The sequence below is a fragment of the Caulobacter sp. D5 genome, from assembly GCF_003185805.1.
GTDB lineage: Bacteria > Pseudomonadota > Alphaproteobacteria > Caulobacterales > Caulobacteraceae > Caulobacter.
Window position 1 is genome coordinate 1 of record NZ_QHJY01000107.1, and the last position, 14443, is coordinate 14443.

The following is a 14443-nucleotide window of genomic DNA, read 5'->3' on the forward strand; positions in this document are numbered from 1 at the left end:
GTTGGCGACGGTGATGACGTAGCTGATCTGTTCACCGGCCGCGTCGGCCGTGCCGCCAGGCACGCTGGCGTCCTTGGTGATGTTGAGGGCGGGATTGCGGGTCAGGGTCACGGTCTCGGGGTCGGTGTCCGACGCCGTCAGGCCGCTGGCCGAGACGCCCGTGGCCGTGCCGGTGTTGGTGTAGCCGGCGGCCTCGATCTCGGCCTGGCTGAACACGTGCAGCAGGCTGCCGGTGGCCGAGGCTCCAGGCGCCAGGTCGTCGAGGAAGCCGTCGCCGTCCTGGTCGGTCAGGCCCGCGAGGGTCACGGGGATATCGTCGGCCGTATTTCCGGGGGTGCCGTTGTCATCCGTCAGGGTGACGTTCAGCAGGTTGATCGTGCCGGTGTTGGTGACCGTGAAATTGAAGAGCTGCGTGTCGCCCGCGTCGTCGCCATTGGCGTCGCCGTCAGTGCGGGTTCCGGCCGTCTTGACCACGTCGACATGCGGCGGGATCGGCTGGTTGCCGATCTCGACATTGTAGGTGGTGGCCGCGCTCAGGGTGACGGTCTCGAAGGCGCCGGTGGTCTGGGCCCAGCCTTCCTTCAGCACCTCGTCGACCTGGACCGAGCCCAGGGTCAGCGGCAGGCCGCCGAACTGGAACGAGCCGTCGGCGCCGGTGACCGTCGAGCGTTCGCCCGTGTCCAGCACGCCGTTCTTGTTGTCGTCGATGAAGATCGTCCAGCCCGACAGGCCCGCCTCGCCGGCGTCCTTCACCCCATCGCCGTCGGCGTCGAGGAACTTGACGCCGCTGATGATGGCGGCCTGCTCGGTGTTGAATTCCTCGAAGCCGTCGTCCGCGCCGTAGGCCGTGCCCGGCCGGCCGAACTCGGCATAGACGGTGATGTAGGCCGCGCTCAGGTCAGCGCCGCCGAACAGCGAGACCGGCACGTAGAACACGTAGTCGTCATTGCCGCTGCCCGAAGAATGGGCGTCCATCAGCAGCGTCTTGTCGCCGCCGGCGTCGAGGTCGAAGATCTTGGTGAAGTCGGCGTCGAGTTCCTGCGTGCCGGCGACATAGTCCGCGCCCGTGGCCGGGGCCGACGAATAGTAGATCTTCATCGCGTTGAGCGCGGTCAGCGGATTGGCGTTGGTCTCGTTCAGGTCGAGCCGGAATTCCAGGTACTGCACGCCGTCGATCACCCGGATGGGGATCTGGTTGAAGGTCAGGCTGCTGGTCTTGGCGGCGTTGGTGTTCAGCACGCCGCTGGCGTCGGTGTTGAAGCCGTTCTCGTTACCGTCGTTGTCGCCGATGGCGAGGAACGGGGCATAGAGGCCGGTGCCCGATCCGATCGGGCTCCCATAGTTGACGATCACGCCGTTGACCGTGGTCGTACTGCCGGGTGTGGTGATGTCTATGTCGGCCATGACTGGCTCCCGAACGCTTCGCGCGCGGGCCCGACAGGCTCGTCCGCGCGATCCAAAGGAAGGCCTCGATCACAACGTCGACGGGGGAGACGGTTGCCGGGTCCAGGGTCGGCGCAGGAAGCGTTCGCGCGGATACGTGAAGTTCGCGGCGGCGTTCCGGAGGGCGGTATGCCGCCTTCCCTGTCGCCGTCTGAGACATTCATGAAACGCGGGACGCCTACGCGAAGCGAAACAGCGGCTAGCGATCTGCCTAGTTCAGCTCCACGTCAATAGCTCGGCCTTAGCAATGAAAAGGCGTCATGTAGAATGCATTAAGGAGAACGCCTCAGCTTTCGCCTCAATTGCGCAGTCAGAAATCAATCATAGAAATGTATTAGGATTTCTCCAGGGTTGAGACGCCTGAAAACTCGCCAAGCCTGAAGACGATCACGCAGCGTGGGTCGGGCGCCATGCGAACATCCTTATCCGAGGCAAAAAAGAAGGCGCCCGAAGGCGCCTTCCTTGGTCACTCCCACTCAAACATCAATTGAGCGCCTAGAGCGCTGCTTTTCCTACGCTTTTTGAAGTTGAAAGAAAGGCAGTACGCAAATCTGCCGTCAAAGTGACGTCACGCGTTTCCATGTCATTGATTTTGCTCAATGACTTTAAAATTATCACGTTCTCGTGCCCGACACTGAAAGTTCGCACGGAAGAAGCTCCCGCCTTGGAGCCATATCAATTCCAGGCACGACGATTGGGTCATCATGCCCAGCACTCCCGATCCGTGCCGCGTAGGTGTTCGGCGCATGAGTTCCTGGATCGCGAGTCGGAGAAGGCCACCATGCCCCAGCCCGTAGCCCCGATCATGCAAGATGGCGACCCAAAGCTGTTCCGCTGCGTCAGGCGAAAGGAGCTCCGATGCCTGGTCCCGCTAGCGGACACGACGATCTATGAGATGGAACGCCGGGGGAGAGTTCCTCGCCGGTTTTTCCTGACCTCTCGCTGTGGCATGGGAGCCGGCCGAGGTTGAAGAGTGGCCAAGGCAGCGGCGGACGGCGTCGGATGATCTCCCCTCCTCCGCGCCTGGACCGGATGCGCGCCTAAGGCCCCGTCAGGTAAGCGCCAGGAGCAGAAGCTCTAGCGGCTCCAGAAAGGCGACTTTCACGGTCATGCAGGGTTAAGCGGGAGCTGATTGCAGATCGGACACCAATGCCTGCTTCGGCTGGCGGCCAGCTGGCCGCCAACCGAAGCAGTCTACCAGCTGTAGCGCAGTGTCGCGGTCACCGTGCGGGCGGAGCCGAAGTAGCAGCTGTTATTGAACGGACAGGCCGAGATGTGCCGCTTATCGAACAGGTTGGCCGCGTTCAGGGCCGCCTCCCAACCTTTCAGCTCAGCCTTGGCAGCGCGCAGGTCGTAGCCGATCAGGGCGTCGACCAGGATGAAGCCGTCGGTGTGGAAGCGCTGGAAGGTGGTCACGTTGTTGATCACAGCATAGGTCGTCGTGCCGTCCGAGCCGCCGACATAGCGCAGGCCCCCGCCCAGGCGCAGGCCCGCCGCCGGGCCCGCGGCCCGGCCGGCGCGGCCCAGGTCGTAGGAGACGAAGGTCGAGGCGCCCCACTCCGGCACGCCCAGCTGGCGGGTGCCAGTGGTGGTCGGCGTGCCGCTGTTGGTGGCCGTGGCCGCGATGGCCGGCGCGCCCTGGGTGATGATCGCGTCGGTGTAGCTGAGCGCGGCGACCACGTTCAGGCCGCGCGAGACCTCGCCCCGGCCCTCCAGTTCGACTCCGCGCACGCGAACCTCGCCGATCTGGATCTGCGAATTGGCCGGGATGCCGTTCGTGCCGGCCTGCGGGTCGGCGACCGGAACCTTGCGTCGCTCCAGTTGATAGGCGGCCAGGGTGAATAGCGCCGAGGTGCCCTTGGGCTGGTACTTCATGCCACCCTCCAGCTGGCGGCCGGTGACGGGCGCGAAGGCCTCGCCCTGCCAGGTCGTGCCGGCCTGGGGCTCGAAGGATTCTGAATAGCTGACATAAGACGCTAGGCCCGCGCCCAGGTCGTAGAGCCCGCCCAGCCGCATGGTGAAGGCGTTCTGCTCCAGCGTGCTGGAGGTGTTGTTCTTCTTGTTGTCGGTGACCTGCTCGTACCAGTCGTAGCGACCGCTGGCGATCAGTTGCAGCCGGCCGATGGTCATCTGGTCCTGCGCGTAGAGGCCCTTCTGCTCGCGGCGGCTGTAGGTGTTCACGTAGGCCGACGAGAGGACCGTCAGATCCATGCTGGGCAGCGTGCCGCCATAGGTTGGCGCGAACAGCGACAAGTTGGGGATGCTGGTCAGCGGATTGCTGGTTTGGCCGGTGCTGAACTGCTGGAAGTTCTCGCCGGTGATCTTCTGGTAGTCGAAGCCGGCCAGCACCTGGTGCTTGACCGCGCCGGTCTCGAAGCGCGCGCTGACTTGGTTGTCGAGCGTCAGGGTATCGAAGTCCTCGTCAGCGCCGCCGCCGCCCCGGATGATGGTCGAATAGTCGGTATTGCGGGCCGCGCCAACGCCCGTGGTGGCGAAGCCGCCGACATAAAGCTGGCGGTAGGACAGCTTGTTGTTTTGGAAGCGGGCGTTTGACCGGAAGGTCAGGTGCTCGTTGAAGTCGTGGCGGAAGAAGGCCGCCACCGACCCGGCCTTGTGGTCGTAGCGCTCGTAGCCCGGATCGCCGGTGTTGATATCGCGCGGCAGCTTTCCGAACGGGTTGGGTAGCACCGATCCGAAGGCCGGAACGCCCGAATAGCCGCCGCCGCTGGGCGAGCGCTGGTAGGCCGCCGCCAGGGTCAGGCTGGTGTCGGCGGTCGGTTCGAACGTCACCATCGGGCTGACGTGATAGCGCTCGTTGAAGGTGCCCTCGGTCATGCCGTCACCCTTCTGCCAGCCCGCCAGGATGCGGCCCAGCCACTTGCCCTGGCTGTCGAGCGGGGCGTTGACGTCGACGGCCGCGCGGCGGGTGTCGAAGTTGCCGAGCTGGCCTTCGACGCGTCCGAAGCTGCCCTCTTCCGGCAGCTTGCTGGCCAGGTTCACGAGGCCGCCGGGCGTGGAGTTGCCGTAGAGCACCGAGGCCGGACCCTTGACGATGTCGATATGGTCGATGCGGTTGAAGTCGATCTGCGGCGTCGAATATGGGCCGGCGATCAGGCGCATGCCGTCCAGGAAGACGCCTGGCGCGAAGCCGCGCACGACCAGCTGGTCATAGCGCGTGACCATGCCGCCGCGCTGGTTGGGCGAAACGCCGGCGACGAAGCCCAGGGCCTGGTTGATCGACTGCACGTTGCGGCGCGAAAGCTCGTCGCCGTCGATGACGGTGATGCTCTGCGGCGTCTCGATCAGGGCGGTCTCGGTCTTCGTGCCGGCGGCCGCGCGGCGCGCCTTCAGGCCAGTCACCTCGACTCGTTCGACAGTGTTGGAGTCGCTATCGGCGTCATCGGCCCAAGCGGCGGTCGCGCCCAGCCCCTGCAGCGCCGCCGCGGCGGCGACGGTGATGGCCAGCCCTCGCAAGACCCCGGCGTTGGCGTTCGCGCCACGCGCGGTTTTGGAACGGATGACCATGCAGACCCTCGTCAAGATTGCCGATAAGATTGATAATGAGTTGCAACTATCGAAACGAGTTGTTAGGCGCAAGCCAACTTTCGGAGGGTGCGTGAACAACGATCGATCAGCGAAACAGGCGGCCGCGTGGCCCGGCGTGGCGCGGATGACCGCCCGCGCCCTCACCGCCCTGTTCGGCGGCTATGCGGCCGCCGCGGCGCTGGCCTCGCTGCTGGCCCGCCTGCTTCCGATCGCTCTGGCCGAGGCCTCGGCCTGGGGCATGATCCTGTCGTTCCTGGTCTTCGCGGGTCTTGGCCTGTGGGCCTTCCATGAGCGCCGACTGGCCATCGTGGCGGCCGCGATCTGGGGCTCGGCGCTGGTCGCCGGCGCGGCGGTGCTGCTGCTGGGAGCCCGAGCGTGAACGTTCGGTCGACCTTCCCCGCCCCTGCCCCGCCGGCTCGCGCCCTGCGCCAGTCCATGGCCTGGATCCACGCATGGCTTGGCCTGCTGGCCGGCTGGATCCTGTTCGCCATGTTCCTGACGGGCACGGCCAGCTACTTCCGCCCCGAGATCACTCAATGGATGCAGCCGGAACTGCGCTCGGCCTCTGTGCCTGCCGAGCAGGCCGCCCAGGCGGCGATCGCCCACATGCAGGCGACCACACCCGACGACCGGCAGTGGTTCATCTACCTGCCCGACGACCGCACGGCCGTGACCCGGGTGTTCGCCCGCGCCAAGCCCAATCCCGAAAAGCCGCGGGCCCGCCGCCCCGAACTGAAGCTGGACCCGGCCACCGGCCAGGCGCTGGAGGCGCGCGACACGCGCGGCGGCGAGCACTTCTATCGCTTCCACTTCCAGCTCCAGCTGCCGCATCCGTGCGGACGCTGGCTGGCCGGGATCTGCGCGATGTTCATGCTGACGGCGATCATCTCGGGCGTGATCACCCACAAGCGCATCTTCGTGGACTTCTTCACCCTGCGCTGGCGCAAGGGCCAGCGCAGCTGGCTGGACGCGCACAACGCCTCGGCGGTGCTGGCCCTGCCCTTCCACGCGATGATCACCTACACCGGCCTGATCACGCTGGTGGCGATGTACATGCCCTGGCCGGTGAAGGCCAATTTCGACAAGCCCGACGCCTTCACGGCCGCCGCCTATGGCGCGCCGGCCGAGGCCAAGGCTTCGGGAACGCCGGCGCCGCTGCTGCCGGTCGGTCCGATGATCCAGGCGGCCGGACGGGCCTGGAGCGGCGACGCTCCCCGCACCGTGGTCATCCGCAATCCGGGCGACGCGGCCTCGACCGTCACCCTGCTGCGCGCCACCGAAGGCAGGCTGAATGCGCGGCCGGAATCGATCACCTTCTCCGGCGCCACGGGCCAGGAGCTGTCACGTTCGCCATCGCCCGGCCCGGCGATCGCCACGACCGGCGTCATGCTGGGCCTGCACCTGGGCCATTTCGCCGGCCCCGCCCTGCGCTGGGTGTATTTCGTGCTCGGACTGACCGGCGCGGCCATGGTCGGGACGGGCCTCGTCCTCTGGGTGGTCAAGCGCCTCAAGCCGGACGCCGCGCCGTTCTTCGGGCTAAGGCTGGTGGAACGGCTGAACATCGGTGCCATCGCCTGCCTGCCCAGCGGCATGGCCGCCTATCTGCTGGCCAATCGCCTGATCCCCGCCGATCTGCCCGGCCGCGCGGAACTGGAGGTCAAGGCGATGTTCTGGACTTGGTTCGGCTTGGCCGTGGTCTCGCTACTGCGTCCAGTCCGCCGCGCCTGGATCGAGACCCTGAGCCTAGCGACGCTGGCCTTCGCCGCCCTGCCGGTGGTCAACGCCGTGACCACCGATCGCGGACTGGTCGCCAGCCTGCGCACCGGCGACTGGCTGTTCGCCGGCTTCGACCTGGCCATGCTGGCCATCGCCTCCCTTTGCGGTCTGGCCGCCTTCAAGGCCTCGCGCAAACCGCAGCCACCCAAGCGCAAGGCGTCCGTCCGCGCGCCCGCGACGGCCAGTCCTGCGCCAGCGCCGGTCAACGAGGGCGTCGATGCCCTTTGAGAGCGGCCTTATCAGCTTCGCGGCGTTCACCTGCATGGCCCTAGCCATGAAGAAGCATGGAAGCAGTCTGGCCTGGAAGTCCCTGCCCTCGCAGCGCGTGCTTCGGATCCTGGGTTGGGTGCTGCTAGCGTTGGCGGCCACGACCGCCGTGGCTCGGTTGGGCGCGCCGCTCGGCGTCACCACCTGGGTCGGCCAGATGTGCGTGGCCGCGTCGCTGCTGGTGCTGCTGCTGTCGTGGTGGCCAAGGCTGGCGGCGATCCTAGCCGGCGGCGCCTTTGTCGTCGCCGTCTTCTTGGCGCTCCTTTGATCGGGAAGACCTAGCATCGTGCTAAGAATGCAACGCCATGAAAACACGCCCGGCCGATCATGAATTCCAAAGGGGCGTAGCGACTGGTCTACGTCGCGCCAAAGACTGCGGTTGGTGCGGCGCCAAGGTTCGGACATTCGATCGCCATTCGGGAATGGCGGCGCCCGGTGCCGAGCCATATTGAAGAGGTCTAGGGTCCGGTTCCCTTACGCTTGGTGGATCGGGAAGCGTGGCGCCTCGGGTCGGCGACCGTCGCTATTTGCCCCCCCGTCCTCTGGGATCGATGGCCAAGGCCACGCCTGCGACGCCGCCGGCGTCGTATGCGTCTGGCGACACCATGCGAGTAGGGCGGCGCACCGATTTGAGCTTCAGGTCGAGCCTGTCGAGTTCGGCGTCAACGACCGCTGACTTGAGAACGACAAGATAACGCCCGGCGTCGTTGTTGGCCTGGTCTCGCCCGCCCTTCATTGCGGTCAGTTTTTCGGCGATGGACGTGATCATGCCCAGGGTGAAGGACGCGTTCGCCATATGCCGGTCATGGTGCCGAAACCGCCGGTATTCCTTGCTGGTCTTGTATCGGCCAAGCTCGGACCGGACGGCGAGATCGATCAGTTCGGTCAGGTAGTACGCGGCTTCGATATCGGAGCGGAGGCCAAAGAAGACGTAGCGCGGATCGCCCGTGGGAGTCTTTTCGCGCCAAACTCTGCAAAAGCAGAAGTTCGCGACAGCGCCGATGCAGTCCTCCAGCGGTATGCGCTTGTTATGGCGGGGTTCGTATTCGAGCCGCTCGCACGCCGCCTCACGGATCTCGACGTCGGTAAGCGACAAGTCGTATCGATCGAGCAACTCCGCGACCTTAGCGGCGGCGGATAGCGCTTCAGCCTCGGTGCAGCCGTTGCCCGTCGTCTTGGCGCATAGCGCCTGGATGCGCGCCTTAAGCCTATCTAGGGCAGCAAGATCGGGATTGTCGTTCATGGATGCGTCCCGAAAAGTCGACCCAGGCAGCGCCGGCCCGCTAGGGCCGGTAGCGCCGCCTTCTAGCCGAAGCCTACCGAGCATCACAGCGCCGGGTCTTGCGATCGAAATGGGCATAGCCAACCGGTCCGCCAACGACCCATCTCTGCCGATCCGGAGATCTGCATCGCCGGCCGGGTCGCGCCAGTTGCGGACCTTGGCGCGCCTCCGCGAACGCGACGGTTATAGGCTACCTGCCGGCCCTTCTTTCCGCCTCATGGGCCGAGCCGAAGGTTTCGATCATCGTCCCGCCCGCCTGCTCGTAGGAGCCAGACATGCCCCGAGGGACCATCAGATCGGTGACTGACTACGGAACTGGACAGCTCGAACCGGTCGCCGGAGCCGCACAGCCCTTTTCACGCGGCGCGTCTTCAAAGGCGACTGGGTCCAGGCGTTTGTCGGACGCACCGTCGACTACGAAGTCTACGTGGGTTTCGACGAAGCCAAGGAGGTGACCCCCAGATAGGGCCGCCGCGACAACTCGTGCGTCAACAGGTAAGGCCTCGACCTCGCAGCCGCCTCCGTTTGGGAGAGGAGCGACATGACCCGATGTCGCCGATGGCGAGCCTAGACTTTCGCCACGGCCATGACCTGGTGTCCCCGACGGCCACGAAGGTTCGGATCGCCGCTAGTCCCGTATTTCCATCCGAACCGGGCCGGGACCGGGAGCTCGGCCCGCAACCAGCGTGGATCGTGTCGATCGGGACGGCGCGATTTGGCGCACCTCCTGGAACTGGACGCTCGCCTTCGGGGTCGAAAAGCCCGCTCCGACCTTGAGCGGCAGTCGACGCCACCTCACTCTGGGAGAAGGGGCAAGTCCGCAATCACCCCCTTAGTTGACCTTTCTAAGTTCTGCCCAACGATCGGCAAGATCGCAGGCCCGCCGTCTGCCTGGGCGGCGATTTTCCGAGCCCGACCCATGGCGGGCCTCGGAAAATTCGGTTTTGGCGCCTGCGCCTGTTCCTATCAGGCACGCGCAGTCGCGATGGTTCATCTCGCGCCACCGACCAGGCGTAACGCCTTCCCAGTCACGGAAGGCGCTATAGAACGAGCGGCGCTGACGCCGCGAGCCTTGGCGGCGAAGGCGCAGCTGATGTCAGGAAGACCGGCCGATCCCGTCGCGCCGGTCTCTTGCGTCCCCATCAGCCCTCCCGTAGGGCCGCCTTCACGTGAGCAAAGGGCCAGAGTGCGTCGAAAACGGGCCAGGCTCCTGAGGACGCATCCTCCAGAAACCAAGTTTTCCTAGGCGCCAAGATACGGGTCAGCGCGCCTGTCACCTTCGCCTTCTGAGTTGGGGCCAGACTGTCCGTGCTCGCGCAATTGCTGATTGACAGGCGAACCATGAGCTGGATCAGCAGATAGTACTGTTCTGTCGCGGCGTCGCCCAACAAGGGATCAATGCGGGAGACATACGCCGCGGCGTCCTCGGCGGCCTCCCGCGCCAAATCGCTGGGGATTTCAGCGCCCACGGCGTCCGGGTTCAATCGGCCATCGCGAAGGCGCTGCCCCACGACGTCGTACACTTGCTCCCAGCGCCTAACCACTAATCTGAAATCCTTCTACCACGTAGAACCAGGCAACCCTTTTACATAGTCTAGCGGCTTTTCCGGCCGGAAGTGGGTGCGAATGGTCACCCGTCCCCCTTGCTCGGAGGTCGCGGTGAACCTGCCCCGATTGTCGAGGTATCCACGGCGCAATTCGTTCGTCGCACGGTCGCGATAGGTAAATGAGCGTCCGCTCTGGATCGTCTGGCGCGCGCTTAGATCATACTCCCGGGCGTTGCGAGCGCCGACTTCGGCGCGATGGGCGTTGGCGTGCGAGCGCAGCCCGGATCCATTTCCATCCGATTCCGCCCACCTGGCGTCTCTGGCCTTGCCTGACAGCTGATTTTGCTGGTCTCGAACGTTCCAGTCGCCGTCGGGGTCCGGCATCGGACTGCCCACACGGCTGAGTTCGGGCCTGACCGACGGCGGTATATAGGGCCCTGGGCCGCGGAGGAACTTGCCGATGGCGTCGCTGGCGCCGTCGGCCGCCTGCGAGAAACACTGCTTAAGAGCGCAGTCGGTCGTAACGTAAAGTACGATGCCGGCCAGGGCGATGCCTGCCGCCGTCTCGGACACGCCTGTCGCCAACCCCGTCGGATCAGCTTTGTTCACCGGATCATCGCCTGTGTAGGCGTAAAGATTGAAGTCGTCATCGTACCCGATCGGGTCGGTCTGCAAAAACCGTCCCAGCGTCGGGGAGTAGATCCGGGCCTTGTAGTGATAGAGACCAAGCTCCGGAAGCCAGGCTTGGCCGGTGTACTGGAAACGACCTTGGTTGCTCGCGGCCGGTACGCCGTATTCGTCGTAGGTGTCGATGGCGAGGCTGACGCCGTTCCCGTCGGTTATGGCGACAATGCTGCCCTGGCGGTCGCCGCGCAACAGTCGACGGTTCGACAGGCCTGAGCCCTCGTACCACACCAGTGGTTCGTCAACGCCTGGACCGTGCACGTAGCGGCGCAGCAGATTGCCTGAGCCGTCGTACTCGGCCACCAGTGCCGGGCCATCGTTGAGGAACTGCGTCGTCTGGGCGGCTGTCGTCTTCCACAGTCGCCCCATCGGATCGTAGGCCAAAGAAGCGCTGGCGGGTCCGCTCGCGCTCGTCAGCCGGTTCTCGACGTCGTAGCCGTAAGTCGTGGCCCCATCGAAGGTCAGGTTACCGTTCAGGTCGTAGGCGAGGCTTGAGCCCCCGACCGTGGCGTATTGGTTAAGGCCGTTGGCGGCGTAGGCGCGACTGGCGCTGCTGCTGGTCGGGCGCCAGACATAAATGCTGTTGCTGGTCGTCACCTCCATCACCTGATTGGCCGGACTGTACTTGACTACCCCGAAGGCGACATCCCCCAGCGAGCCCGACAAGTCGTGCGACAGCGACGTCAGGCGACCAACGGCATCGTAGCCGTAGCTTGTCGCCACGCCTTGGCTCAGCGCCGTGCGACGCCCCAGATTGTCGTATGACAACCCCACGATGGTGGTTGTTCCTCCTTCCTTGATCGCGGTCATGCGCCCCAGGTCGTCGTACTCGTAGGTGAAGATGACGTTGTCCGGGAACTTCAACTCGGTGCGCGCACCAGCGGCGTTGTAGGTGTAGGAGAGCGTTCGCGCCGCGCCGCTGAGCGTGTTGCTGGCCGACTTGACGCGCCCAAGCGCGTCATAGGTGCTGGTCAGGCCAAGGCCGGCGCTCGAGCCGAACCTGGCATAGAGCTGCAGCCCCTGCAGATCGTAGTCGTAATAAACGTCATCGCCGCTGGGCAGGTCCTTGAGCGTCATGCGATTCAGCGCGTCGTAGACGTAGCCGATCGTCTGTCCATCGCGCTTGCGCAGCGAGGTGCGATTGCCGACGGCGTCGTAGCCGTAGATTTCGTAGTCGGCGGCGTTCAGTCCACCGGCACTGGCCAGAGCGCTGGCCTGGGTCGATGGATCAAAAGCTGCGGGACGGGTGGTCGACGGGAACGTCCACCGCGCCAGGCGATCGAAGCCATCGTAATCCCACTTGGTGCGATTGCCGTTGGCGTCGACCACATACTCCTGCTTGCCGCTGGAGGTGTAGCTGTAGGTGACTTCGGCCTGCTCGACCGGCGTCCCCACGGCCTTGCGCAACTGCAGCACTTGGTTAGCAGCGTCGTAGATAACCTTGCCGATCCGATCAGGTCCAAATACGCCCTCCACGCCAAGCGTGCAGGCATCCGGCGCCGAGCTGAACGCCGCCGGGTTCATCCGCACCGCCGTGCATTGCGGCCGCCCCATAGCATCATAGCCGTACTGCGTGAGCGCCTGAGCAGCTCCGCCTACGCTGAGAGTCTCCTTGGCCTTACGACCAAGTGCATCATACTCGGTAACGAGTTGCTGGCTCGCCACGAAGCTGGCCATGCCGGTGTCGGACTGATTGGTCGCTGTCCCGGTCTCCAGGAGCACCACCTGATCATCGGCGTCGTAGGTGATGCGGTTGGCTGGATGAAGCAGCGGCCCGGCGCCGTCTGGATCGGGGCCGACCTTGCCGGTCACGCGCCGCAGGGCGTCGTAATAGGTTCGGCTGGTGTCGCCGGTCCCGGGCAGCGGCCCATCGATCCAGATGATGTTGCCGATGCTGTCATAGCCGTAGGTCGTGGTCTGGGACACCGAGCCGTCGCCGGCCTTTTTCGTGGTCGCGGTCAGCAGCAGGTTGTTCTGGTTATACTCGTAGAGCGTCATGCTCTGGTTCGCCGAGCCGGCGCAGCCGTCGGTGGACGCCGAGCACGTTTCCATCTGCGTAAGACGCCACACCGGCGTTGAATTGATCAGGGCGCCGGAGGCGTCCTTAACCTTCGGATACAATTGGGCGTAGGTGTAGCGCGTTTGGGGGCGAACCCCATTAGCGTCGGCTGGTCCGGTAATCGTCAACACCCCGCCATGATCGGGCGAATAGGTGTAGTCGGTCTGGTTTCCCCTGGCGTCCTTGACCCAGTTGGCCTTGTTGCAGGTCTTGGGATTGACGCAGGTTGCATCGTAGCCAGCGGAGACCACGCTGTCGGCCAGGCCCGAGGCGGCCTTTGCCACCTGCCGAACCTCTGTCACGTTGCCGCGGGCGTCGTAGGCGTACTCCTTGTAGCCGCCGTTCACCACGCCATCGCTCCCAAAGCTCGCGTCCGGCGGAATGACCCGTTTCACCTTGTCGGCCGTGTAGGTGTAGCTCGTCTTCCTTCCCAAGGGATCGGTGTCGCTCAGAATCTGCGAGGTCTGGATATTGACGAGCACCGTGCGCACGCCGCCGAGCGGGTCGGTGACAATATTGGTCCGTAGCGTCGGAATGTTTGGATTGTCGCGCTCGAAGTTGTAGCGCCAGATTGAGCTGCCGATCTTGATCGTCGAAACCCAGTGCGGGTCCCCACCTTCAGGCATCCGGCCGTCATCGCCCGTATAGATGACATAAAGATCGGGGGCGTAGTCGATGGATCTGGAAACGCCGTTGGCCGTCGTGATCAAGGCCGGTAGGGCGAGAGGATAGAACGCGTTCGGTTCCGGCGTTCCGGTATTACAGGGGCATGGCGAGTTGCTGTAGAGGATCGACAGACCGGTGGTGTGACCCAAGGCGTTTGTCTTGTCGGCGACATAGGGCCAAGCGACGGTGGTCCCTGTGCACGAGGTCGCGGTGGGAGAGCAGTAGTCGATCGACGTGTTGATCGCGTCCACGCGGCTGGGCGGCTGGATACGGGTCGGCCTCTGATACTTGAACATCCAGCCAAGACTGCTCGATACCGTCAGAGGATTGCCTGCATAAATTGGCGAACCGATCGGATAGGTGAGGGTGATGACTTCGCCGTTAGGCTTCGTCAATGATGTCAAGTATCCGACGGTCGCATCGGCATTGTAGTAGTATGGCGTGGTTACGTCGCTGGTCAGCACGAAGTTGGCGACCGTGCCATCGGCAAGCGTGTAAAAGCAGTTAGCGGCGGTGCAATTGAAAGAGCTACCGTTTCGCCGCCAAGGAGAATAGGCGCCGGCGCCTGTGATCTTTGAGAAGTTTTCCGCGCTTTTGCCGAGTCTTACGGTGAAATAGAATGTGCTGAGGCTGTTTCCATTATACGGCAATCGCACGATGGAGCCGCTGAAGTCATCGACGCCTGCCGGCATTTGCGAGCGCGCCAGACCACTGCCCTCGCCGCCAATTGAAAGTCTGGCGTATGCGTAGTCGTAGGAGCCTCCGATCAGATCGACACCATTGGCGTCGACTGCGGCGACGACGGGCGGTCCGGGAACGTTGATGACCGCCTGCGCCGATGCCTCGCCAAGGCCGAATACCGCCGCCACGGACAAGGTCGCGGCCGCTGCAAGCAGCCGCGCCATACGGGCGATGCCCCGTCGGTAGTGATACGTCAACCTAGCCCCCACATAGACGCCACAATAGCCGAGCTTAGTAACACGCGCGGCGCAGGGCTGCGCAATCGCAAGTTACAAGCAGGCGGTTGGCATTGACGCCTTGCCTGCCGCGCTAGGCGATGCCGTCAACTATCTGCGCCATCGTCAAGCGCGCGGCGGACGTCCCAACTTCAAGGCCCAGTTGGCGGACCGGTTCACGCGCGCTCAGGACCGGATCGAGACCTGGATACGGCGG

The 14443-nt window shown here is 64.6% G+C and carries 8 protein-coding genes; 3 read left to right on the forward strand and 5 right to left on the reverse strand.

All coding sequences use genetic code 11. The features are described from left to right. Both DMC18_RS07990 and DMC18_RS08000 read right to left on the reverse strand, forming a co-directional pair. On the reverse strand, nt 1-1404 hold a 1404-nt coding region (locus DMC18_RS07990), incomplete at its 3' end, for a hypothetical protein (protein ID WP_199232551.1). A gap of 1233 nt (nt 1405-2637) precedes the next feature. Continuing rightward, nucleotides 2638-4968, reverse strand: a complete 2331-nt coding sequence (locus DMC18_RS08000) for a TonB-dependent siderophore receptor (protein WP_110132830.1) — start codon at nt 4966-4968, stop codon at nt 2638-2640. A gap of 145 nt (nt 4969-5113) precedes the next feature. Between DMC18_RS08000 and DMC18_RS08005 the strand changes: the two genes are divergently transcribed. From DMC18_RS08005 to DMC18_RS08015, 3 genes are read left to right on the forward strand one after another with little or no spacing between them, the layout of a single operon-like run. Beyond that, on the forward strand, nt 5114-5368 hold the full coding sequence (locus tag DMC18_RS08005; RefSeq protein WP_110120280.1) for an iron transporter: 255 nt from the start codon (nt 5114-5116) through the stop codon (nt 5366-5368). After that, nucleotides 5365-6993: a PepSY domain-containing protein gene (locus DMC18_RS08010; RefSeq protein ID WP_199228479.1), complete on the forward strand. Its 1629-nt coding sequence runs from the start codon at nt 5365-5367 to the stop codon at nt 6991-6993. Before DMC18_RS08005 ends, DMC18_RS08010 begins: the two co-directional genes overlap by 4 nt. After that, nucleotides 6983-7300, forward strand: coding sequence for a DUF3325 family protein (locus tag DMC18_RS08015; RefSeq protein ID WP_110120279.1), 318 nt, complete (start codon nt 6983-6985; stop codon nt 7298-7300). The genes DMC18_RS08010 and DMC18_RS08015 overlap by 11 nt, the downstream gene beginning before the upstream one ends. 255 nt (nt 7301-7555) lie before the next feature. Here DMC18_RS08015 and DMC18_RS08020 read toward each other — a convergent pair whose 3' ends face one another. From DMC18_RS08020 to DMC18_RS08030, 3 genes are all read right to left on the reverse strand, one after another. After that, nucleotides 7556-8275 (reverse strand): DUF2786 domain-containing protein, encoded by a 720-nt coding sequence (locus tag DMC18_RS08020; RefSeq protein WP_110120278.1) that lies wholly within the window; start codon nt 8273-8275, stop codon nt 7556-7558. A gap of 1181 nt (nt 8276-9456) precedes the next feature. After that, nucleotides 9457-9837, reverse strand: coding sequence for a hypothetical protein (locus DMC18_RS08025; RefSeq protein ID WP_146218008.1), 381 nt, complete (start codon nt 9835-9837; stop codon nt 9457-9459). 36 nt (nt 9838-9873) lie between these two features. Then, nucleotides 9874-14208 (reverse strand): RHS repeat domain-containing protein, encoded by a 4335-nt coding sequence (locus DMC18_RS08030; RefSeq protein ID WP_146218009.1) that lies wholly within the window; start codon nt 14206-14208, stop codon nt 9874-9876. Between the last annotated feature and the right edge of the window lie 235 nt (nt 14209-14443).